This window comes from Umezawaea beigongshangensis (assembly GCF_016464305.1).
Classification (GTDB): domain Bacteria; phylum Actinomycetota; class Actinomycetes; order Mycobacteriales; family Pseudonocardiaceae; genus Umezawaea_A; species Umezawaea_A beigongshangensis.
The window spans coordinates 97,733-118,317 of record NZ_JAEIOJ010000014.1 but is presented as its reverse complement, the minus strand read 5'-3'; the positions used below and the strand labels follow the sequence as shown (position 1 = coordinate 118,317).

Annotated in this window: 18 protein-coding genes; 6 read left to right on the top strand and 12 right to left on the bottom strand. The window is 73.7% G+C overall.

Annotation, left to right across the window (positions count from 1 at the left end; translation table 11 throughout):
- Positions 1-57: 57 nt before the first annotated feature.
- Together IMZ35_RS26560 and IMZ35_RS26555 are read left to right on the top strand one after the other, a co-directional pair.
- Positions 58-753 (top strand): hypothetical protein, encoded by a 696-nt coding sequence (locus IMZ35_RS26560; RefSeq protein WP_199443920.1) that lies wholly within the window; start codon positions 58-60, stop codon positions 751-753.
- A gap of 22 nt (positions 754-775) precedes the next feature.
- The gene (locus IMZ35_RS26555; protein ID WP_307868824.1) at positions 776-1,066 is read left to right on the top strand and encodes a type II toxin-antitoxin system Phd/YefM family antitoxin; all 291 of its coding nucleotides are present in this window, start codon (positions 776-778) and stop codon (positions 1,064-1,066) included.
- Between the two features lie 308 nt (positions 1,067-1,374).
- Here IMZ35_RS26555 and IMZ35_RS26550 read toward each other — a convergent pair whose 3' ends face one another.
- From IMZ35_RS26550 to IMZ35_RS26530, 5 genes are all read right to left on the bottom strand, one after another.
- The gene (locus IMZ35_RS26550; RefSeq protein WP_229373282.1) at positions 1,375-1,842 is read right to left on the bottom strand and encodes a hypothetical protein; all 468 of its coding nucleotides are present in this window, start codon (positions 1,840-1,842) and stop codon (positions 1,375-1,377) included.
- Between the two features lie 167 nt (positions 1,843-2,009).
- Positions 2,010-4,121 (bottom strand): 3-hydroxyacyl-CoA dehydrogenase NAD-binding domain-containing protein, encoded by a 2,112-nt coding sequence (locus IMZ35_RS26545; protein WP_199443918.1) that lies wholly within the window; start codon positions 4,119-4,121, stop codon positions 2,010-2,012.
- Positions 4,118-5,362 (bottom strand): thiolase family protein, encoded by a 1,245-nt coding sequence (locus IMZ35_RS26540; RefSeq protein WP_199443917.1) that lies wholly within the window; start codon positions 5,360-5,362, stop codon positions 4,118-4,120. The genes IMZ35_RS26545 and IMZ35_RS26540 overlap by 4 nt, the downstream gene beginning before the upstream one ends.
- A 257-nt stretch (positions 5,363-5,619) precedes the next feature.
- Positions 5,620-6,867 (bottom strand): ribonuclease D, encoded by a 1,248-nt coding sequence (locus IMZ35_RS26535; protein ID WP_199443916.1) that lies wholly within the window; start codon positions 6,865-6,867, stop codon positions 5,620-5,622.
- 67 nt (positions 6,868-6,934) lie between these two features.
- Entirely contained in the window at positions 6,935-7,651 is a 717-nt protein-coding gene (locus tag IMZ35_RS26530) for a response regulator (protein ID WP_053718177.1), read from the bottom strand.
- A gap of 256 nt (positions 7,652-7,907) precedes the next feature.
- On the opposite strand from IMZ35_RS26530, the gene IMZ35_RS26525 reads away from it, so the two are divergent.
- Complete coding sequence (locus IMZ35_RS26525) at positions 7,908-9,092, top strand: dipeptidase (protein WP_199443915.1); 1,185 nt, start codon at positions 7,908-7,910, stop codon at positions 9,090-9,092.
- A gap of 21 nt (positions 9,093-9,113) precedes the next feature.
- Here the strand turns inward: IMZ35_RS26525 and IMZ35_RS26520 are convergent, their stop codons facing one another.
- Positions 9,114-9,668 (bottom strand): DUF3000 domain-containing protein, encoded by a 555-nt coding sequence (locus IMZ35_RS26520; RefSeq protein WP_229373335.1) that lies wholly within the window; start codon positions 9,666-9,668, stop codon positions 9,114-9,116.
- Positions 9,669-9,786: 118 nt separating this feature from the next.
- Here IMZ35_RS26520 and hemE point away from each other — a divergent pair, with 118 nt between their 5' ends.
- From hemE to hemQ, 3 genes are read left to right on the top strand one after another with little or no spacing between them, the layout of a single operon-like run.
- Positions 9,787-10,866 (top strand): uroporphyrinogen decarboxylase, encoded by a 1,080-nt coding sequence (hemE, locus tag IMZ35_RS26515; protein ID WP_199443913.1) that lies wholly within the window; start codon positions 9,787-9,789, stop codon positions 10,864-10,866.
- Positions 10,863-12,284 carry a protoporphyrinogen oxidase gene (gene hemG / locus IMZ35_RS26510; protein WP_199443912.1) on the top strand — a complete coding sequence of 474 codons (1,422 nt, stop codon included), beginning with the start codon at positions 10,863-10,865 and terminating at the stop codon, positions 12,282-12,284. The genes hemE and hemG overlap by 4 nt, the downstream gene beginning before the upstream one ends.
- 17 nt (positions 12,285-12,301) lie before the next feature.
- The gene (gene hemQ / locus IMZ35_RS26505) at positions 12,302-12,994 is read left to right on the top strand and encodes a hydrogen peroxide-dependent heme synthase (RefSeq protein WP_199443911.1); all 693 of its coding nucleotides are present in this window, start codon (positions 12,302-12,304) and stop codon (positions 12,992-12,994) included.
- 70 nt (positions 12,995-13,064) lie between these two features.
- Here hemQ and IMZ35_RS26500 read toward each other — a convergent pair whose 3' ends face one another.
- From IMZ35_RS26500 to IMZ35_RS26475, 6 genes are all read right to left on the bottom strand, one after another.
- Positions 13,065-16,307 carry a S8 family peptidase gene (locus tag IMZ35_RS26500; RefSeq protein ID WP_199443910.1) on the bottom strand — a complete coding sequence of 1,081 codons (3,243 nt, stop codon included), beginning with the start codon at positions 16,305-16,307 and terminating at the stop codon, positions 13,065-13,067.
- Between the two features lie 247 nt (positions 16,308-16,554).
- Positions 16,555-16,902 (bottom strand): SCO6045 C-terminal-like domain-containing protein, encoded by a 348-nt coding sequence (locus IMZ35_RS26495; RefSeq protein WP_199443909.1) that lies wholly within the window; start codon positions 16,900-16,902, stop codon positions 16,555-16,557.
- Positions 16,899-17,705 carry an MbnB/TglH/ChrH family RiPP precursor modification enzyme gene (locus IMZ35_RS26490; RefSeq protein ID WP_199443943.1) on the bottom strand — a complete coding sequence of 269 codons (807 nt, stop codon included), beginning with the start codon at positions 17,703-17,705 and terminating at the stop codon, positions 16,899-16,901. Before IMZ35_RS26490 ends, IMZ35_RS26495 begins: the two co-directional genes overlap by 4 nt.
- Positions 17,706-17,771: 66 nt before the next feature.
- Complete coding sequence (locus IMZ35_RS26485) at positions 17,772-18,593, bottom strand: TIGR04222 domain-containing membrane protein (RefSeq protein WP_199443908.1); 822 nt, start codon at positions 18,591-18,593, stop codon at positions 17,772-17,774.
- A complete protein-coding gene (locus IMZ35_RS26480) occupies positions 18,553-19,470 on the bottom strand; it encodes a TIGR04222 domain-containing membrane protein (RefSeq protein ID WP_199443907.1) in 918 nt (305 codons plus the stop codon). The genes IMZ35_RS26485 and IMZ35_RS26480 overlap by 41 nt, the downstream gene beginning before the upstream one ends.
- 9 nt (positions 19,471-19,479) lie before the next feature.
- On the bottom strand, positions 19,480-20,373 hold the full coding sequence (locus tag IMZ35_RS26475) for a TIGR04222 domain-containing membrane protein (RefSeq protein ID WP_199443906.1): 894 nt from the start codon (positions 20,371-20,373) through the stop codon (positions 19,480-19,482).
- Between the last annotated feature and the right edge of the window lie 212 nt (positions 20,374-20,585).

The window sequence follows — 20,585 nt, the reverse complement described above, 5'->3', positions numbered from 1 at the left end:
GGGTGCTCCTGACGGGGTAAGACGTACAGGTCTACAGGAACAGAAAGCGAGAACCCGTTGACCAGCACGCTGTCCCACCGGCACACCCGTTCCTCCGGCCCCGCAGTGGTACTGCGCGGCGACCACCGGAAGCTGGTCGACGCCGTCACATCACTGCTGGTCGAGAACGCGGACCTGCTGTCCGGCACGGGCAACGTCGCCGTCCTGCGGGGCTTCGACCGGGCCAGCCGGGCCACCCGCGACGCCATCACGGCGGTCGTCCGCGAGCACGGCGGCTCCGTCCTCGACCTGGCTCCCGCGCCGCGCGCCGGTGAGATCGCCGCGCTGCCCGCCGCGGACCTCGTGGTGTCCGTCAGCGGCTCCACCACGGCCGCCGCCGAGCGCTGCGCCGCCTTCTGGGGCGTGCCCGTGGTGTCCGTCACCGACGACGCCGCTCAGCGGGACGCCCTCGTCATCACCTCCGAGGACGGCCTGAACGACGTGCTCGTGCGGGAGCTGCGCTTCACCGGCGACCTGCGCTGGGCCACGGGCGACGCCGAGCCGGCCGGAGCGGTGACCGTGCTCGTGCGGCCCACCGCCGAGGGCGCGCTGGTGGTCGTCGACGCGGAGGAGCCCGTCACCAGCACCGAGGTCGTGATCGTGGCCGGTGAGGACGTCGTGGGCGAGATGGACGGCGCTCCGCGCGCCATCGCCCCCGGCCGCTACCGGCTGACCGCGGCCGCACCCGTGCGGCGCATCCTCGTCACCCCGTAGCACTTCTGTAGCACTCGAGGGTGTGGCGCGGTACCGCGGTGGTGTGACGGCGATCGGGCAGCGAGAGCTCCGCAACGACAACGCGGAGATTATGAGGCGCGTCGAGGCGGGGGAGACCTTCACGGTCACCCGCAACGGCCGCCCCGTCGCCGACCCCGTCCCCCACCTGCCGCTCCGGCAGCGACCGCGCCGCACCCTCGCGGAGCTCCGGACCGCCTTCCGGCGGCTACCGGCCGTGGACGAGCAGCGCTGGGCCGCCGACCGCCGCGCGGCCGACGACGTGTTCGGGTCCGACGAGCTGACCGGTCCGTGACGGACCGCGTCCTGCTGGACACGGGCGTCGTCATCTCGCTGGACCACCTCGACCTCGGCCCGCACGCGCGGACGGAACCCCTGATCAGCGCGATCACCGTCGCCGAACTCGCCTTCGGGCTCGACGTGGCCGACCCCGTGGAGCGCCACGCCCGCACCGAGCGCTGCTACGCCGCGCTGGAGCAGTTCGAGGTGCTGCCCTTCGGCGTGGCCGCGGCGAAGCTCTGCGGCACCCTCACGGCCCTCGTCCGGGCCCGCGGGCGCGATCCCCGGCCTCGACCGGCTGGTCACCGTGATCGCCGTCTGAAGCTACAAGCCCGCCTCGTCGAGCACGCCGGCGAGGACCTTCTCCACGCTGCGGCCGTCGCTGGTCAGCGCCAGCACGCACGGGCACTGCGACAGGTCGCGCCCCGACATCGAGCACAGGTACACGCCGATGACCCGCAGGGTCCGCGCCGTGTGCCGCAGCCGCGCCGTCCCCGTCGTGGGCACCTGCTCGTAGACGGCCTTCGCGATCCGGCGACCCGTCGTCCCGCCGGTCAGCGCCTCCCCGACGGCGAGGTCCAGCTCCAGTGCCGCGTCCGCCAGCGGCCAGCAGCCGATGAGCGAGTCCAGCAGGCGGTCGTCGAGCTTGCGCACCAGCCGCTGCCGCACGTCGATCCGCCAGGTCACGTCCTTGGCGAGGTAGTCGACGAACTCGTCGACCCGCCCGCGTCCGCGCCGTCGGCGCGTGCGGCGGCGGTGCGTGCTGCGCGTCCCGCTGTCTCCAGGTCTCATGCGACGACCATGCGGTCCGGCCACGCGTCGCGACGGTGCATCACCCTGCTGCGCACACCGCACAACTCGCTCGCCGCACGGCCGCCACGCTCCGCACTCGCCACGGCCGTGACGGCACGAGGACCGCCCCCGCGGTGCGCGGGAACGGTCCTCGTGGGTGACGACGATCAGGCGGGAACGGAGGCCACGCCGGGCGCGAGGAAGCGCTTGCCCGTGACCCTCTCCGAGATGCCCGACCGGTCCAGGTACGGCGTGATGCCGCCCAGCCAGAACGGCCACCCGGCGCCGAGGATCATGCACAGGTCGATGTCCTGCGCCTCGGCCACGACGCCCTCGTCCAGCATGAGCCGGATCTCCTGCGCCACGGCCTCCAGCACGCGCGTGCGCACCTGCTCGCCGGTCAGCTCGGTGTCGCCGAACTGCCACAGGGCCTGGACCTCGGGGTCCACGGTCTGCCTGCCCTGCGCGTCCCACTGCCACACGGCGGTCTTGCCGGCCTCGACGAAGCGCTTCATGTTCTCGCTCACGCCGAAGCGGTCGGGGAACGCGCCGTGCACGGTCTCCGCCACGTGCAGCGCGACGGCCGAGCCGACGAGCTGGAGCAGGACCAGCGGGCTCATCGGCAGGCCCAGCGGCTCGGTCGCCCGGTCGGCCACCTCGAACGGCGTGCCCTCGTCGATCGCCGCGACGACCTCGCCCATGAAGCGGGTCAGCAGGCGGTTGACGACGAACGCGGGCGCGTCCTTGACGAGCACGCTGGACTTCTTGAGCTGCTTGCCGACCGCGAACGCCGTGGCGAGGGTGGCGTCGTCGGTCTGCTCGGCACGCACGATCTCCAGCAGCGGCATGACCGCGACCGGGTTGAAGAAGTGGAAGCCCACGACCCGCTCGGGGTGCGCGAGCTTCGACGCCATGTCCGTGATGGACAGCGACGAGGTGTTCGTCGCGAGGACCGCCTCGGGGGAGACGTGCTCCTCGACCTCGGCGAACACCTGCTGCTTCACCGCGAGGTCCTCGAACACGGCCTCGATGACGAAGTCCGCGTCGGCGAAGGCGGCCTTGTCCAGCGAACCGGACACCAGCGCCTTGAGCCGGTTCGCCTCGTCCGGCGAGACGCGCTTCTTGCCCAGCAGCTTGTCGATCTCGGCGTGCACGTAGCCCACGCCCTTGTCCACACGGGACTGGTCCACGTCGGTCAGCACGACGGGCACGTGCAGGCGGCGCACGAACAGCAGCGCCATCTGGCTGGCCATGAGGCCCGCGCCGACGACACCGACCTTGGTGACCTCGCGCGCCAGCGACTTGTCCGGCGCGCCGGCCGGCCGCTTGGCGCGCTTCTGCACCAGGTTGAACGAGTACAGCCCGGCGCGCAGCTCGTCGCTCATGACGACGTCGGCCAGCGCCTGCGTCTCGGCGGCGTACCCGCGGTCGAGGTCGTTCTCCCGAGCCAGCTCCAGCAGCTCCAGCGCCTTGAGCGCGCCGGGAGCGGCGCCCTTCGTGCGGCCGTCCACGATGGCCTTCGCGCGCGCCACGGCGGCGTCCCAGCCCTCGCCGCGGTCGATCTCCTTGCGCGCGGGCACGACCTCGCCGCGCAGGACCTGCGCCAGCCACGCCAGCGACTGCTCCAGGTAGTCCGCGGAGTCGAAGACCGCGTCCACGACGCCCAGCTGCGCGGCCTGCGCGGGCTTGAGCATCTTGTTCTGGTTCAGCGCGTTCTCGAAGATCACCGTGACGGCGTCGTCCGGCCCGATCAGGTTCGGCAGCAGCTGCGTGCCGCCCCAGCCGGGGAACAGGCCGAGGAAGACCTCGGGCAGCGCGATGGCCGCCGCGTTGGAGATCAGCGTCCGGTAGTGGCACGACAGCGCCAGCTCCAGGCCCCCGCCCATGACCGCGCCGTTGACGAAGGCGAAGGTCGGGACGGTCGACTCGGTGAACCTGCGGAACACGTCGTGGCCGAGCTGACCGATCTGCACCGCCTGGTCGCGGGAGGACGCTCCCTCCACGGCGGTCAGGTCGGCGCCCACGGCGAAGATGAACGGCTTGCCGGTGACGGCGATGGCGGCGGGCTGCGCCGCGACGGCCTCGTCGAACGCCGCCGCGAGGCTCACCAGGCTCTGCGGGCCGAACGTCGACGGCCGCGTGTGGTCCAGCCCGTTGTCGATCGTGATCAGCGCGACCTGGCCCTGCACGCCCGGAACCCGGACCAGGCGCGTGACGGCGTGCGTCACGACCTCGTCCGGGAACAGCGCCTTCGCGTCCTGCGGGGTGAACGTGCTCACTTCGACTCCCCGTTCCAGTTGGGGTTCTCCCAGATCACGGTGCCGCCCATGCCGATGCCGATGCACATGGTGGTGATGCCGTAGCGCACGTCGGGACGCTCGGCGAACTGCCGCGACAGCTGCGTCATCAGGCGCACGCCGGAGGAGGCCAGCGGGTGACCGGTGGCGATGGCGCCACCCCACCGGTTCACCCGCGGATCGTCCTCGGCGATGCCGAAGTGGTCGAGGAACGCCAGGACCTGCACGGCGAACGCCTCGTTGATCTCGAACAGGCCGATGTCGTCGATCGTGAGACCGGCGCGCTGGAGGGCCTTCTCCGTCGCGGGCACCGGGCCGACGCCCATGACCTCGGGCTCGACGCCCAGGAACGAGTAGCCCACCAGGCGCATCCCGACGGGGAGACCCAGCTCGCGAGCGGTCTCCTCCTCGGCCAGGATGCAGCCGGTCGCGCCGTCGTTCAGGCCCGCCGCGTTGCCCGCGGTGACGCGGCCGTGCGGGCGGAACGGCGTCTTCAGCTTCGCCAGGTCCTCGACGGTGGTGCCGGGGCGCGGGGGCTCGTCGGCGGTGGCCAGGCCCCAGCCCTTCTCGGCGGAGCGGGTGGCCACGGTGACGAACTCGGGGCCGATCTTGCCCGCCTCCAGGGCCGCGGCGTACTTGGCCTGCGACGCGGCGGCGTAGGCGTCCGCGCGCTCCTTGGTGATGGCGGGGAACCGGTCGTGCAGGTTCTCCGCGGTCTGGCCCATGACCAGCGCGGAGGTGTCCACGATCCGGTCGGACAGGAAGCGCGGGTTCGGGTCGACGCCCTCGCCCATCGGGTGACGGCCCATGTGCTCGACGCCGCCCGCGATCACCACGTCGTACGCGCCGAAGGCGATGCCGCTGGCCGAGGTGGTCACGGCGGTCATCGCGCCCGCGCACATGCGGTCGACGGCGTAACCGGGGACCGACTTGGGCAGGCCGGCGAGCAGCGCGGCGGTGCGGCCGATGGTGAGGCCCTGGTCGCCGATCTGGGTCGTGGCGGCGATGGCCACCTCGTCGACCCGCTCGGGCGGCAGTTCGGGGTGACGCCGCAGCAGTTCGCGGATGACCTTGACGACCATGTCGTCGGCACGGGTCTCCGCGAAGATTCCCCTGGGGCCCGCCTTGCCGAACGGCGTGCGCACGCCGTCCACGAAGACCACGTTCCGAACGCTGCGCGCTACCGCGTGCCCGCTCGGTGCCGGCGCTGCTGGTGCGGCCACGGCGTCTCCTCACTCGTGCTGACTAGGAAGGTCGTGCGGTTGGAGCCCGCGGGTGACGCGAGCGCCGCTACCGACCGGTAACACGAACTCTAGCGTGTGTTACTGACCGGTAACCACTGTGGTGGGCCTGTCGACTGCATCACACCCCGCTCGGGGCGGTCCGCGCACGTCGACGCGGTGCGGGAATCCGGGGGCCGCGGCCGAACGCACGGGTGCCCCGCGCCACCGGGGCGCGGGGCACCCGTCGAGATCGGCCGTCAGACGGTCGGTGTCGTGCGCAGCGCCTCGGCCAGCACCGCCGCCGCCAGCTCCACCTGCCACGACCGCGCACCGCCGGTCCGCAGCGCCTCGGCCACGCCCTCGGTGCTCAGGTCCTCCGGGGGCTGCCAGCACGTGCGTCGCAGCAGGTCGGGCAGCAGCAGGTTCTCCACCGGGAGGGTGTTGGCCTCCGCCGCCGCGGTCAGCGCCGTCCGCGCGGCGGCCAGACGCACCGCCGCGGCCGGGTCCTTGTCGGCCCACCGGTTCGGCGGGGGCGGGCCGTCGTGCTGCGGCGACGGGTCGGGCAGCTCCGACCTGTCCAGCGTCTCGGCCTGCCGCAGAGCGGCGAGCCACGTGCCGACGCCGCGCCGCTGCGCCCTGCCGCGGAAGACCGGCAGCGCGATCATCTCGGCCTCGGTCTTCGGGTTCTTCACCGACGCCTCGACCAGCGCGCTGTCGGGCAGCACGCGGCCGGGCGCGATGTCGCGCTCGCGCGCGATCGAGTCCCTGGCCTCCCACATCGCGCGCACGGCGGCGAGCTGCCGCGGGTTGCGGATGCGGTGGATTCCGGAGGTGCGGCGCCACGGCTCGACGCGGGGACGCGGAGGCGGTGCGGTGCGCGCCGCCTCGAACTCCTCCAGCGCCCAGTCGAGCTTGCCCTGCCGGCGCAGCTCCTCCTCGAGCACGTCGCGCAGCTCGACGAGCAGTTCGACGTCGAGCGCCGCGTAGTTCAGCCAGTCGGGGGGAAGGGGGCGGCGCGACCAGTCGGCCGCGCCGTGCCCCTTCTCCAGCCTGTAGCCGAGCAGGCGCTCGACGAGCGTGCCCAGGGCGACCCTCTCGAAACCGGCCAGCCTGCCCGCCAGCTCGGTGTCGAAGAGGATCGCCGGCCTGAGCCCGAGCTCGGCGAGGCACGGCAGGTCCTGAGACGCCGCGTGCAACACCCACTCGGTGCCCTGCAAGGCCTCGACCAGCGGATCGAGCCGACCACCCAGGGCGATCGGATCGACCAGCACGGTTCCGGCGCCTTCCCGGCGCAGTTGCACCAGGTAGGCACGTTGCGAGTAGCGGTAGCCCGAGGCTCGCTCGGTGTCCACCGCGACCGGACCTTTCGCTCCGGCGAGCGCCGAGGCGGCTCGCCGGAGCGCAGAGGGTTCGGACACCACCGGCGGAACGCCGTCAGCGGGTTCCGTCAGCGGTACCGGATCAGCTCCGGTTGGTTCGGTCAGCTCGTCGGCGGATGCATCCACGGCGGATGACCCTACGACGAACACGTGACTCGCGGGTGTGTTCGGCCGGTTCAGTGGCGTGACGAGTTCATCGGATGACGCCGGCACGCATCGCCAGCGCCACCATCTGAGCCCGATCCCCGGTGCCCAGCTTGCGCCCGATCCGCGACAGGTGAGACTTCACCGTCAGCGCGGAGAGACTGAGCGCTTCGCCGATCTCCTTGTTGCTCTGGCCATCGGCGACCAGCTGGAGGACCTCGACCTCACGCGCGGAGAGTTCCCGCGGCGTGTTGTCGGTGCCCGGCACCCTGGTGCCCGCTGCGAGCACGGGTGCCACGCTCGGATCCGCGTAGACGCCGCCGTCGAGGACCCTGCGCACGCCGTCCGTCACCACCATGGGCGAGGCGGACTTCAGCAGGTACGCCTGAGCGCCTGCCTGGAAGGCCGACCTGACCGCATAGGGGTCGTCCGACGATGCGAGGACCACGATCCGCGGCCAGCCCTGGGCACGGAGTTCCGTGACCAGGTCGATGCCGGTTCCGTCCGGCAGACCGAGATCGAGAATCGCGAGGTCGCAAGGACCGGTTGCCAGAGCCCGCGCCCGAGCCTCTGCAACCGATGCGGCCTCGTGCACTGTCCCGGCTCCCATCTGGGTGAGCCGAGCTGATATCGCCTCCCTCAGCAGTGGGTGGTCGTCGACCACCAGCACTGAGAACAGCTCCTCCCGCGGGTGCGGGACCATGTTCGCCGGCAACGTGCCGGCTGGCGTGGTACGAACGGCCTGACCTAAGCCGACGGCAGCCACGTCACTACCTCCCTGGAGTCGGTCGTGCCCCCCGACCGGCACCGGGACTTTCGGCCAATCAGCCGCGCCACTGATCGACCGAAAGTGGTGTCGTCTGGGGCAGCGTAGCCGCCCGAGCGGGTCTGCGGGACGATCAATCGGGTATCTATCCCTATTGAGTTGTGACGGATGACCCCGTCTGTCACACGATCGGTTGACAACTGGCCGGGGGCTGTAACACGAGTCCTGCTCACAACGACATCTTGGAGTTGATGTAGTGGCGAGTACTGCGAACGCGGACCGCGCGCGGGACCTCCTGGGCCGCGTCCCCCTCGTCGACGGCCACAACGACCTCCCGTGGGCCCTGCGCGACCTCTGCGCGGAGGAGGAGACGGCCGACGCGACGACCCCCTCGCGGGGCCCCCGCGGCGGTGACGTCTTCGCCGCGGCGGCCGGGGTCGACCTGCGCGTCAGGCAGTCCGACCTGCACACGGACCTCGTGAAGCTGCGCGAGGGGCGGGTCGGTATGCAGTTCTGGTCGGTGTGGGTCCCGTGCTCCCTGGAGGGGGACTCCGCGGTCACCGCGGTGTTCGAACAGGTGGAGCTCGTCCGCGACCTCGCGGACCGCTACCCGGACCACCTGAGGGTGGCCACGACGGCCGCCGAGGCCGAGTCCGCGTTCCGCGACGGCCGGATCGCGTCCCTCCTCGGTGCCGAGGGTGGACACAGCATCAATTCGTCACTCGGAGTGCTCAGGGCATTGCGCCGTTCGGGTGTCCGGTACATGACACTGACTCACAACGAGAACACTCCGTGGGCAGATTCCGCGACCGACGAACCGGTTCACGGCGGACTCAGCGAATTCGGCCGGGACGTCGTTCGCGAGATGAACCGCATCGGGATGATCGTCGACCTCTCCCACGTGGCACCCACCACCATGCGCGACGCGCTGGCGGTCAGCAGCAGGCCGGTGATCTTCAGCCACTCGTCGTGCCGGGCGGTGGCCGACCACCCGCGCAACGTGCCCGACGACGTCCTCGCCGAGCTGGCCGCCCGCGACGGCGTCTGCATGATCACGTTCGTGCCGCGGTTCGTGTCCCAGCGCTACGTCGAGTGGGAGGACCGGTTGCGCGACGCGATGGACGCGGCGGGGGAGAAGCACAACGACCTGACCGCGCGGGACCGCTTCGAGGCCACCTGGACCGCCGGCGGCCCGCCGCCCGCGGTGACCCTGCACGACGTCGTGACCCACCTGGAGCACGCGCGCGAGGTCGCCGGGATCGACCACATCGGGCTCGGCGGCGACTACGACGGCGTGAAGACCCTCCCGGAGGGCCTGGAGGACGTGTCGGGCTACCCGCGGCTGTTCGCCGAGCTGCTCGACCGCGGCTGGCGCGAGGACGACCTCACCAAGCTGGCGGGCGCGAACGTGCTGCGCGTGCTGCGCGCGAACGACGAGTGACGGGTGCTGTCCGGCCGGTGCTCAGGAGCCCTGGCGCTGGCCGAACACCGTCACGCCCACCGGCGGCAGCCCCACGGCGCTCACCATCAGGTCGCTGAACGCGCACCCGTGCGCGCGCAGGTCGGCGTCGACGGCGGTCCACGAGGCCCGCAGCTCCAGGTCGTCGGTGCGCGGCGGTCCGGAGATGTCGCCGAAGCGGGCCGAGGAGGTCTGGGTCACCGTGCCGCCCAGCGCCGCCCACCCGGCCCCGGTGCCCTCCAGCGCGTCGGTCAGCCACGACCACCCCACCTCGGGCAGCAGCGGGTCGCGGGCGAGGTCGGGGTCCAGCTCCACGCGGACGAACACCACGAGCCGGAAGACGCCGCCCCACGCCTCGACGCCCTCGGGGTCGTGCAGCAGCACGAGGCGGCCGGTCGACAGCTCATCACCCGGCCCGGTGACCTCGGCGGTCACGGCGTACGCCCACGGCGCGAGCCGCTGCGGCGGGCGGACCTCCGCGTACTCCACCTCAGGTCGGGGCCGGCCCGACTTCAGCGTCTCCACCGCCCGCCGGAACAGCTCGGGTTCTCCCGACATCCCGGTCACACACGGACTGTAAGCCCATCGGTCCCACCGGGTGATGACGGCGCGCCGGGCCGTGCGAGCAAGACCACGGGGCGGCGCCGTCTCGACGCGTGGGACGATTGACGGCGAGATGACGAACACCGAGTCGACGAGCGCCGTGCCCGCCACCGCGCTCTCCGAAGCCCCCCTGCTGGTGGCCGCGCGCGGCGGCACCCCCTCCCGCACCCCGGTCTGGTTCATGCGCCAGGCGGGCCGCTCGCTCCCCGAGTACCGCAAGCTCCGCGAGGGCACGGCGATGCTCGACGCCTGCACGGACCCGGAGATGGTCTGCGAGATCACGATGCAGCCGGTCCGCAGGCACGACGTGGACGGCGCCATCCTGTTCAGCGACATCGTGGTGCCGCTGAAGGCGGCCGGGATCGACCTGGACATCGTGCCGGGCACCGGGCCCGTGGTGGCGAACCCGGTGCGCAGCGCCGCCGACGTCGCCGCGCTGCCCGAGCTGGAGCCCGAGCAGGTGCGGCCGGTCCTCGACGCCATCGGCCTGCTGCTCGCCGAGCTGGGCGGCACACCGCTGATCGGCTTCGCCGGCGCTCCGTTCACCCTCGCGTCCTACCTCGTGGAGGGCGGTCCCAGCCGCAACCACGAGCGCACCAAGGCGCTCATGCACTCCGACCCGGACACCTGGCACGCGCTGCTGGACAAGCTCGCGGGCATCACGTCGACCTTCCTGCGGCTGCAGGTCGAGGCCGGTGTGTCGGCCGTGCAGCTGTTCGACTCCTGGGCGGGCGCACTGTCCGAACGCGACTACCGCCGGTTCGTCCTGCCGCACTCGCGGCGCGTCCTGGGCGGGCTCGCGGACGCGGGCGTGCCGCGCATCCACTTCGGCGTCGGCACCGGTGAGCTGCTGCCCGCCATGCGCGAGGCGGGGGCAGACGTCGTCGGCGTCGACTGGCGCACCCCCCTCGACACGGCCGTGCGGCGTCTCCAGGAGGCCGCGCCGGACCTGCCGAAGCCGGTCGTGCAGGGCAACCTGGACCCGGCCCTGCTGTTCGCCGGGCGTCCCGCGCTGGAGGCGGAGATCCGCCGCATCCACGCCGAGGGGCGCGCGGCGGCCGGTCACGTCTTCAACCTGGGGCACGGCGTGCTGCCCGACACCGATCCCGAGGTCATCACGTGGGCGGTCGAACTGGTGCACGGCCTGAGATGACTCCTCCGCACGTGGCGGTCGTCGGTGGCGGGATCTCCGGTCTCGCCACCGCGCACAGGCTCCGGATGCTGCTGGGACCGCAGGCGCGGATCACCGTGGTCGAGGGGGCCGGCGACCTCGGCGGGAAGCTGCGGACGGTCGAGGTCGGCGGACGCCCCTACGACGTCGGCGCCGAGGCGTTCCTGCACCGCAGGCCGGAGGCCGCCGAGCTGGTCGACGCGCTCGGGCTCGGCGACGACCTGGTGCACCCCACCGCCGCGACCGCCTCGATCCGCGCGGGCGGCGAGGTCCGCCCGGTGCCCGCGCACACCGTGCTGGGCGTGCCGGCCTCGGTCGAGGCGGTGCGCTCGGTGCTCTCCGCCGACGCGGTGCGCCGCGTGGAGGCCGAGCCCCACCTGCCCCCGATCCGGCTGAACGGCGCGGACGTCGCCGTGGGCCGCCTGCTGACCGAGCGGTTCGGGCCGGAGGTGGGAGACCGCCTGGTGGGGCCGCTGCTGGGCGGGGTCTACGCGGGCCGCACGGACCTGCTGAGCCTGCGGGCCACGATGCCGCAGCTCGCGACGGCGCTGGACGCCGGTGCGGGATCGCTGCTCGCCGCGGCGGCCACCGCGATGCCCGCGCCGCCGCAGCCGCGCGGGAGGAGGCCCCCGGTGTTCGGCACGCTGCTCGGTGGTCTCGCGGGCCTCGTGCGGCGGCTCGCCGAGGTGGCGGAGGCGGAGGTCCGGCTCGGGCTGCCGGTGCGGGAGATCCGCCGGCACGAGCGCGGCTGGCACGTCGAGATCGGCTCGGCCGCGAACCCGCGGCTGCTGGACGTCGACGGCGTCGTCCTCGCCGTGCCGGCCCCGGCCGCGCGGAAGCTGCTCACCGGCGTCGCGCCGGTGGCCGCCGAGGGGTACGGCCGGATCGAGGTCGCCTCGATGGCGGTCGTGGCGCTGGCGCTGCCGCCGGGCACCGAGCTGCCCGACCGCTCCGGCGTGCTGCTCGCCGAGGGGGAGCGGCACGCCGACGGGACGCCGTTCACCGCCAAGGCGTTCACCTTCTCCAGCCGCAAGTGGGCCCACCTGGACGGCGAGCCGGTGCTGGTGCGCGGCTCGGTGGGCCGGTTCGGTGAGACGGCGCTGCTCCAGCGCGACGACGCCGACCTGGTGACCGCGGTGCGCCGCGACCTCGCCGAGCTGACCGGCGTCACCGCGGTGCCCGTGGACGCGGTCGTCACGCGCTGGGGCGGCGGTCTGCCGCAGTACGGAGTGGGGCACCTGGACCTGGTGGAGCGCATCGAGAGCGCGGTCGGGACCGTCCCGGGACTCGCGGTCGCCGGTGCGGCGCTGCACGGTGTGGGTGTGCCCGCGTGCATCGCGACGGCCGACGCCGCCGCCGCCCGCGTCGCCGCGCACCTGCTGGGCAGGATGCGGAACTGACGAGAGATGATGGAGCCATGTCGCGCCTGAACTACACGGAGCTGAACGACACCATCCGCTACACCGCGTGGTCGGTCTTCAAGGTCGAGGCCGGTCGCCTGCCCGACGACCGCGGCCTGGCCGCGACGGAGGCGCAGGAGTACCTGGACGCGCTGGAGGGCAAGGGCGTCGTCGTGCGCGGCGTCTACGACCTCGCGGGCCTGCGGGCCGACGCCGACTACATGATCTGGTGGCACGCCGAGGAGATCGAGCAGGTGCAGGCCGCCTACACGGGCTTCCGCCGCACGGCCGTCGGCCGCGTGTCGCAGCCGGTGTGGAGCCAGGTCGCGCTGCACCGGCCCGCCGAGTTCAACCGCAGCCACATCCCCGCGTTCCTCGCGGGCGAGGAGCCGCGCAAGTACGTCTGCGTGTACCCGTTCGTGCGGTCCTACGAGTGGTACCTGCTGCCCGACGAGGACCGTCGCAAGATGCTGGCGGACCACGGCAAGGAGGCGCGGGACTTCCCGGACGTGCGGGCCAACACGGTCGCGTCGTTCGCGCTCGGCGACTACGAGTGGATGCTCGCGTTCGAGGCCGACGAGCTGCACCGCATCCTCGACCTGATGCGCCACCTGCGCGGCACCGAGGCGCGGATGCACGTGCGCGAGGAGACGCCGTTCTACACCGGCACCCGCGTCCCCGCCGCGGAACTGGTCGCCGCTCTGCCGTGATCGTCCGACGCCCGCGGGCGCGGTCCGGTGTGGACGCGCGCCCGCGGTGCTCGAACGGCCGGTTCGCGGACTACTCCGCGATCTTGTAGGCCCTGATCACCTGCTGGGTCGTCTCGTTGCCCCGCGAGTCGCGCGCGCTGACCTTCAGCGATGCGAAGCCCGGCTCGGCCGGGTTGCGCACCAGCGCGGTCCTGCCGACGACCGGGACCCTCGACCACGTGGCGCCGTCGTCGAAGGACACCTGCACGTCGAACCGGCCGAACCGGCCGCTCTCGGCGTCCTCCTGCTGCTGCACCGACAGCGGCACCGCGATCGTCCGGCCCGCCCTCGTGCTCCCGTCGGCGTCGAGCCGCGCGTCGAACCGGATCACCGAGACCGGCAGCGACCGCCACTCCTCCCCGCCGACCGTGCCGGACCGGAACGTCCAGGAGCCGGTGACCTTCGTGCTCAGCTCGGACACCCCGGACCTGGTGGCCTCGGTCTCCAGGCGGTACTGGCCCCGACCGGCGGGCAGCACGAACTCGCCGTAGCCGTCGTCGGCCGTCTCGCCGATCTTCTCCGCGCCCCGGTACACGGTGGTGCGCGCGGAGTCGACCGCGGAGAACCCGGCGCCGCCCTGGCTGTCGGTGAACAGCGGGATCGACACCCGCAGGTCGTCGCCCAGCCGCTTCACGTACGGGTTCGACGGGGAGAAGATCCCGTGGTTGACCCGCTCCTCGTAGACGCCGCCGGCCCGGTGGGTGCGCTCGGGCGAGCTGATGTCCGCCTGCACCTGCCCGTCCGCGCCGACCTGGAGGAACAGCGTGGACCACGGCGTCGCGGTCGTGACGTGGTCCACCGCGGTGCCGGGCGCGGGCACCTCGGTCAGCGAACCCCACCCGCCGACGTCGCTCGAGGGCATGGCGCCGAGCAGCGCCCGCGCGCCCTTCGGGGTCACGCCGACCGAGCGGCGCACCTCGGCCAGCTCGTTCGCACGCACCACGCGGGTGAAGCCGTCGGGCAGCTCACCGCTGCCGGGGAAGGCGTACCGGTAGGTCGACGTGGTGGACGGCACCTCGTCCTGCTGGTTGATCTGGAACAGGAACTCGCCCTCGGACGGGGCCGGTCCGACCTGCCCGATCCGCGAGTCGCCGAAACCGCCGAGGAACGCGGCGCCGTAGCCGGTGGACGTCCGGCCCTTGGTGCGGAGCGTGCCGATGTCGGCGATCAGGCTCTGCGCGGCCGGGTCCGGTCCGGTGATCGACACCGGACGCGCCTCACGGCCGTCGAAGGTGACCTCCGTGTCGCCCGCGACCACCAGGGACGGGCTGATCAGCAGGTCCGCCGCCGTCTCGCCGACCACCACGAACGAGGCCGCGAAGTACTCGCCCTTCGGCGCGCGCACCGTGAGCGAGCCGTCGGTGGCGCGCCCGTCGAGGCGGCGGCCCGTGTCGAGGTTGACCAGGTAGGTGGAGGGCTCGCTGACCGGCTCGCCCTCCCGGTCGAGGGTGTTGACGGTCAGGGAGTAGCTCTCCACCTCCCGGTCGATCGCGAGCGGTGTCCGGACCGCGAGGTCTCCGCCGGTCGCGGTCAGCGTGCCGCTGTAGAAGCCGTCGGGCGCCTCCACCGAGGTGTCGCCGGTGAGGACGGCCGTGGCCTCGCCCCCGGCCGGCACGGTGATCCGCTCCGGCGAGACCGACAGCAGACCGCCGGGAGCGGCGTCGCCCTCCGGTCCGGTGGCGTCGATCGCGAGGTCCAGCGTCAGCGGCTCGGTGCCCGTGTTGCGGTAGGTGATCTCCCTGGTGACCGGCTCGTCGTCGCCGTGCGGCCACTGCTGCGTGCCCAGGCTGACGCTGGCCGGTTCGGCCGTCACGGTCTGGGCGACGGCCGCGGCGACGTCCACCCGGCCCGCGCCCTGCTGGTGGACGTTCAGGTCGGGGTTGGGCTTCGCCGACGCCATCAGCGCGGCCTTGATCCGGGAACCGGGCCAGTCCGGGTGCTGCTGGGCCAGGATCGCCGCGGCGCCCGCCACGTGCGGGGTGGCCATCGACGTGCCGGACAGCGCGACGTAGCCGTCCTCCACCGGCGTGCCGATCACGCCGGTGCTGGACCGGGCCGCGGCGATCTCCACGCCGGGCGCGGTGATGTCGGGCTTGACGGCACCGTCACCGGTGCGCGGTCCCCGGCTGGAGAACGGCGCGAGGGAGTCGTCGCGGTCCACCGCGCCCACGGTCAGCGCCGCGTCCGCGCTGCCGGGAGACCCGATGGTCTCCGGAGCGCCGGAGTTGCCCGCCGCGACGACGAACAGCACCCCGGACTCCGACAGCCGGTTGACGGCGGCCTCCATCGGGTCGACGCCGGGGGAGTCGCCGCCGCCGAGGCTCATGTTGACGACGTCGGCGCCCTGCGCGACCGCCCACTCCATCCCGGCGATGATCCACGACTCCTGGCCGCTGCCGCCGTCGGTGAGGACCTTGCCGTCGATCAGGTCCGCGCCGGAGGCGACGCCGCGGTACTTCCCGCCGTTGTGCGCCCCGGTGCCCGCGACGGTCGAGGCGACGTGCGTGCCGTGGCCGTGGCCGTCGGCACCCGTGCCGGTGCCCGTGAAGTTCTCCGCGGCGACCTCCTGGCCGACGAGGTCCGGGTGCGTCTCGTCGACTCCGGTGTCGAGGACGGCGACTCGCACGCCCTCGCCGGTGTGGCCCGCCTCCCAGGCCGCGGGCGCACCGATCTGCGGCACGCTGCGGTCCAGTGACGTGGTGCGCTTGCCGTCCAGCCACACCTTCTCCAGGGTGGAACCGCTGGTCAGCGCCTCCCACGCGCTGGTCGAGCGGTTGGTCGTCACCGCCAGCGAGCGGGCCGCGGGCAGTTCCCGCCGCACGTCCACACCGGCTGCGCTCAGCGTCTGCGCCGCGAGCTGCTGCCCGGTCGCGGGCGTCACGATCAGCGGCAGGTCGTCGCGCAGGCGGTCCTCGTAGCCGAACCGGACCAGTTCCGTGACGTCGAACAGCCGCGGGTCGAGCGCCCCGGAGGCGACGAGCCGCGCGGCGTCCGCCGGGACCACGAACTGGTGCCCGTTCTCGGTGCGGGTGGAGAAGGGCGTGCGCTCGCGGCCGGGAGCGGTGAGCACGCCGCGGGTCGCGCCCTCGTCGTCGAGCAGGACCCGGTCGCCGGTGATCAGGGTGACCGTGCGGGTGTGCCCCGGCGCTCCGCCGAGGGCCGCCGGTGCGTCGGGCGCGGCGGTCGCCGTTCCCGCGGAGCCGGTGACGAGGCCGATCGCGAGTGCGGTGGCCCCCCACCGCGCACTCCGTCGTCGTCGTGGATCAGATCGCAACTGACACCTCCGGTGGTGGTGTGCGCGCCTGTGGTCGCGCAGTCCGGAGGAGATGGCCAAACCCCTCAGCTCTCACCTGTTCGTGTGAACTTCCCCCGGACCGGATCGACGTTATCGATCTGTTATGGAGGAGTGCGACGTCCTATCGGGGAGAGTTCACCGGCGGTTTCCCCACGGATGCCGCAAGCGCGCTCACGCACCGTTCACGTCGTCAGCACGGCGAAGGGGTCTGCTGCCGAGGTGTTCCTCAGCCGCCGCGCCGCCACCAGCGGCGACGTGGCGGAGTCAGCTCACCGCGTTCTTCCGCCCACTCCGCGAACGCCGCGGCGTCCTGCCGCGCCCGGCTGCCGGCCTCCCGCGGATGCGCCGTCGCGTAGGCGTCGAACAGCGGGCGGAACCGCTCGCCCAGCTCGTCGGCGACGTCCGGGCGCAGCATCGCGACGATGCCGCGCCGCTTGGCGAGCAGCGCCCGCGCCTCGACCGCGATCCGCTGCGGGTCGAACCCCTCCGGCACGTCGCCGCCCGCGAGCAGCGCGCGCAGCAGACCGGCCTGCGCCGCGGCCAGCCGCTCCCGCTGGTCCCGCTCACCGGTCACGGGTGCCTCGCCAGCACCGCGCGGATGGCGGCCAGCTCCCGCGCCAGCTCGCTGTCCGCCGGGTAGTTCTCGTCCCTCTCCAGCAGCACGCCGGGCGGGCTGACCCGCGAGCGCAGCTCGCCCAGCAGCTCCAGCACCTCGGGACGCACGGCGTGCGCGTGCGTGTCGTGGTAGATCCCCTCGTGCTCCACCCCGCCCGCCACGTGCACGTACGCGACGCGCTCCAGCGGGATCTCGTCGAGGAAGCGGCTCGCGTCCGTGCCGAGGTTGACGGCGTTCGCGTGCAGGTTCGCCACGTCGATCAGCAGCCAGCAGTCCGTGCGCTCCACGAGGTCGGCCAGGAACTGCCCCTCGGTCAGCTCGCCGTCGGGCCACTCCAGCAGCGCCGCCACGTTCTCCAGCGCGAGCGGCACCGGCAGGTCGGCCTGCGCCGCGCGGACGTTGGACACCAGCACGTCCAGCGCGTCGCGGGTGCGCGGGACCGGCATGAGGTGCCCGGAGTCGAGCCCACCGGCCCGCACGAAGCACACGTGGTCGCTCACCAGCGGCGACCCGACTGCCTCCGCGACCGCGGCGAGGTGCTCCACGCGGTGCGCGTCCACCGGGTCGGCGCCGCCGAGCGAGAGCGACACCGCGTGCGGCAGCACCGGCACCCCGCGGTCCAGCAGCACCCGCACCGACTCGGGCAGGTCGTCGGCGTGCAGGTTCTCCGCCACGACCTCCACGAAGTCGACGCCGGGCAGCCGCTCCACCGTCAGGTCGATCTCCGGCCGCCAGCCGATGCCGACGCCCAGTTCCGGGATTCCACCCACGTCAGTTCCTCCTCCGCTCGCCGCCGCTTCCGCGCCCGGCCGGTCGCCGTCGAATCGTCAGTCGCCGCCACCGCCACCGCCGCAACCCCCGCCGCCACCGCAACTGCTTCCGCTGGACCCGCAACTGCTCCCGCCGCCGCAGCTCGACGCCGTGCCGCAACCGCTGCCGCACCCCGTCGACGCGGTGCCGCCGTTTCCGCGGCGAGGCCGTCGCTTCCCGGTGGTCAGCTCGGCCACGGCCGCCGGAGACAGGCCGAGCGCCGTGTGCACCGGCTGCCCGAAGCGGTGGCGGCCGGTGCGCCCGCCGATGCCGCTGAGCGCGACCAGGACCGGGTGGTCGGTCGCCGGGACCGTGGACCAGGCCCGGCCGATCGCCTCGCGTCCCGCGGGCCGCAGCGGCGCACGCGCCGTGCGGGTGACCGCACGCAGCACCAGCGTCAGCAGAGCCGCGCCGAGCGGCCACCAGAGAGCGACCGGTGCGAGGAGGAGCACGACCACCAGCACGATCGGCAGGGCGGAGAGGACGGACACCACCCGCCGCCGGGCGCGGCTGGCGAGCAGTCCCCGGCGCTCCAGGTCCTCCCGCATCGCCAGCGCCTCCGGCGTGCCGGCGACGGCCTCCACCACCGCGCCCAGCGACCGCGTGCCCGAGCGCACGACGCTCAGCGCGGCGACCGTGAGCGGGAGCAGCGAGACCGGCCACGGTCGCGTGTGGACCGCGCTGACCGCGCCGTCTCGCGAGATCCGCACCAGTCCGGCCTCCAGCAGTCGCACCACGGCGACCTCCGCCGCGCGCCGGGGACCGGCGGTGAGGAACCCGAGTTCCTCCGCCGCCGGGTCAGACCTCGTCGCCGAAGTCCACACCGCTCCAGTCGCCACCGTCGTCCTCACCTTCCGCCAGCCATCCGGTCGCCAGCCACCCGCCGGTGAACCACCCCGCCGCCCACAGCGCACCGTGTCCGCGCGGCCGGATCTCCAGCCGTCCGCGACGGCGGGGGAGCACCTGTCGCACTCCCTCGGACGCGGTCAGCGGCACCGCGGTTTCACCGTCGAACACGGCGGTGTCGCGCGGTTGCTCCCGCGCGGTGCGCGGAGCCGCGGCCGGGCGACGCAACCCGAACCGCGCGGTGATCTCCGCCGGGTCGACCGGGGCCAGGCCCGCGGTCGCGGCGGAGCGCGCCCGCGCGCCCGCCGTCGTGAGCAGGGGCGGCGGCACGCGCAGCAGGACCACCAGCGCGACCACCGAGACCACCAGCGCGGGGATCGCCGCGCCGAGCCGTCCACCCGAGATCGTCCACGCGACGGCGGCTCCGACGACCACGAGCAGCGGCAGCACGGCCAGCACCGCCCGGCGCACCCGCTGTCCCGGTGCCGCCAGCAGCCCGTCGCGCAGCAGGACCTGCCCGACGCGGCGCGCGGGTGGAGCCTCCGCCGCCGCCCGGAGCACCGCGTCGACCGGTCGAGGACCCGCGTGCAGCAGCGTCAGCACGAGTGCCTGGAGCGGGGTGGAGGCCGGTGCCGCCGGATCGCCGACGGCGGCGAGCCGGTCGCCGTGCCACCGCGCGCGGTTCTCCGACACCAGGGCCGCCACGGCCACCTCGGCCGCGCGCACGGGCCCGCCGCCGAGGTAGCCGACCTCCTCGTGCGACAGCGGTCGCTCCGAGCGCCGCCCCGCGACGCGCTTGCCCAGCACGCCGCACGCGACGCTTCCGACCAGCGCGACGCCCCACAGCAGCAGGAGAACCGGTTCGCTCACGTGGTCACCCTACGAGCTGCCGCCCCCGCAGCCCCCGCCTCCGCCGCCGCAGGAGGAGGCGCTGGAGCCGGACGAGCAGCTCGACCCCGTCGCGACGTAGCCGGAGCTGCCGCTGCAGGAGCTCCAGCCGCCGCGCGCGGACTGGGCGACGAGGGCGCTGCGCACCGCCAGGTCGGGGTACGCGGTGAGGCCGCCGAGCGCGACGAGCCCGGCCGCGCCGCCCAGCGCGAGCGTCCCGTCACCGATCCGCGTCGTGCCCGGCGCACGCACCTCGGCGAGCAGCCGCGTGCCCCTCCGGGTGAGCTGGTGCTTCTTGCTCCGCAGCAGCAGGGCCAGCAGCACCGCGCTGAGCACCAGCTGGAGGCTGAGCCAGCCGACCGGAGCGTCGATGCGCAGTCCGTTGATCCAGCGCGCGACGCCCACGACGATCAGCACGGCCACCGGCAGGGCGCTCAGTCGTGCCCGCGACCTGGCGAGGGCGGGGTCGACCAGCAGGCCGAGCGAGACCAGCCGGTCGCGCAGGTCGTCCAGCACCCGGTGGTCGGCGAGAGCGGAGATCATCAGGCCGAGGGTGCGCCGCGAGTGCTGGCGCGCGTCGGCCACCACGACCTGGTCCACCGGGTTCGCCGCGGTCGCGCCCTTGACGACCTGCACGGTCCCCCCGCGGGAGGGGCGCAGCACCTCGGCGTCGACCAGCCGGGCGACGGACGCCTCCAGGACGCGCCGCGGGCCACCGGCCAGGTGGGCCAGCTCGTCGAGTGTGAGCCGCTGCGCCACGTCGGCGGCTCCGCGGCCGGACCTGGTGAGCGCCCTGACGACCAGGGCGAAGGCGACCGCGCCGCACAGCGCGATCGCGTAGATGTTCAGGAACTCCGGGCCCGTCAGCCCCCACGGTCGTTCCACCGTCCACCCCCTGTGGCCGAGGTGGCGGGTTCTCCCCGCCATCCGAGACATCATCGTGTAACCGGCGCCACATCCGGACAAGGGGGCTTGGGTGAACCTTGAGGTTGTGTCCGGTGCGGACGTGGGGGGGGGGGGGGGGGGGGGGGGGGGGGGGCGCGCCCCCCCCCGCCGGCCCCCGGCCGCCCCAACCAAAACACACGCCCCCCCAAAAC

Coding starts and splice junctions, on each gene's coding strand:
- IMZ35_RS26550 (WP_229373282.1), bottom strand. CDS start 1,842: ATGAGACCTGGAGACAGCGGGACGCGCAGCACGCACCGCCGCCGCACG.
- hemQ (WP_199443911.1), top strand. CDS start 12,302: ATGTCGCGCCTGAACTACACGGAGCTGAACGACACCATCCGCTACACC.
- hemG (WP_199443912.1), top strand. CDS start 10,863: ATGACTCCTCCGCACGTGGCGGTCGTCGGTGGCGGGATCTCCGGTCTC.
- IMZ35_RS26520 (WP_229373335.1), bottom strand. CDS start 9,668: ATGTCGGGAGAACCCGAGCTGTTCCGGCGGGCGGTGGAGACGCTGAAG.
- hemE (WP_199443913.1), top strand. CDS start 9,787: ATGACGAACACCGAGTCGACGAGCGCCGTGCCCGCCACCGCGCTCTCC.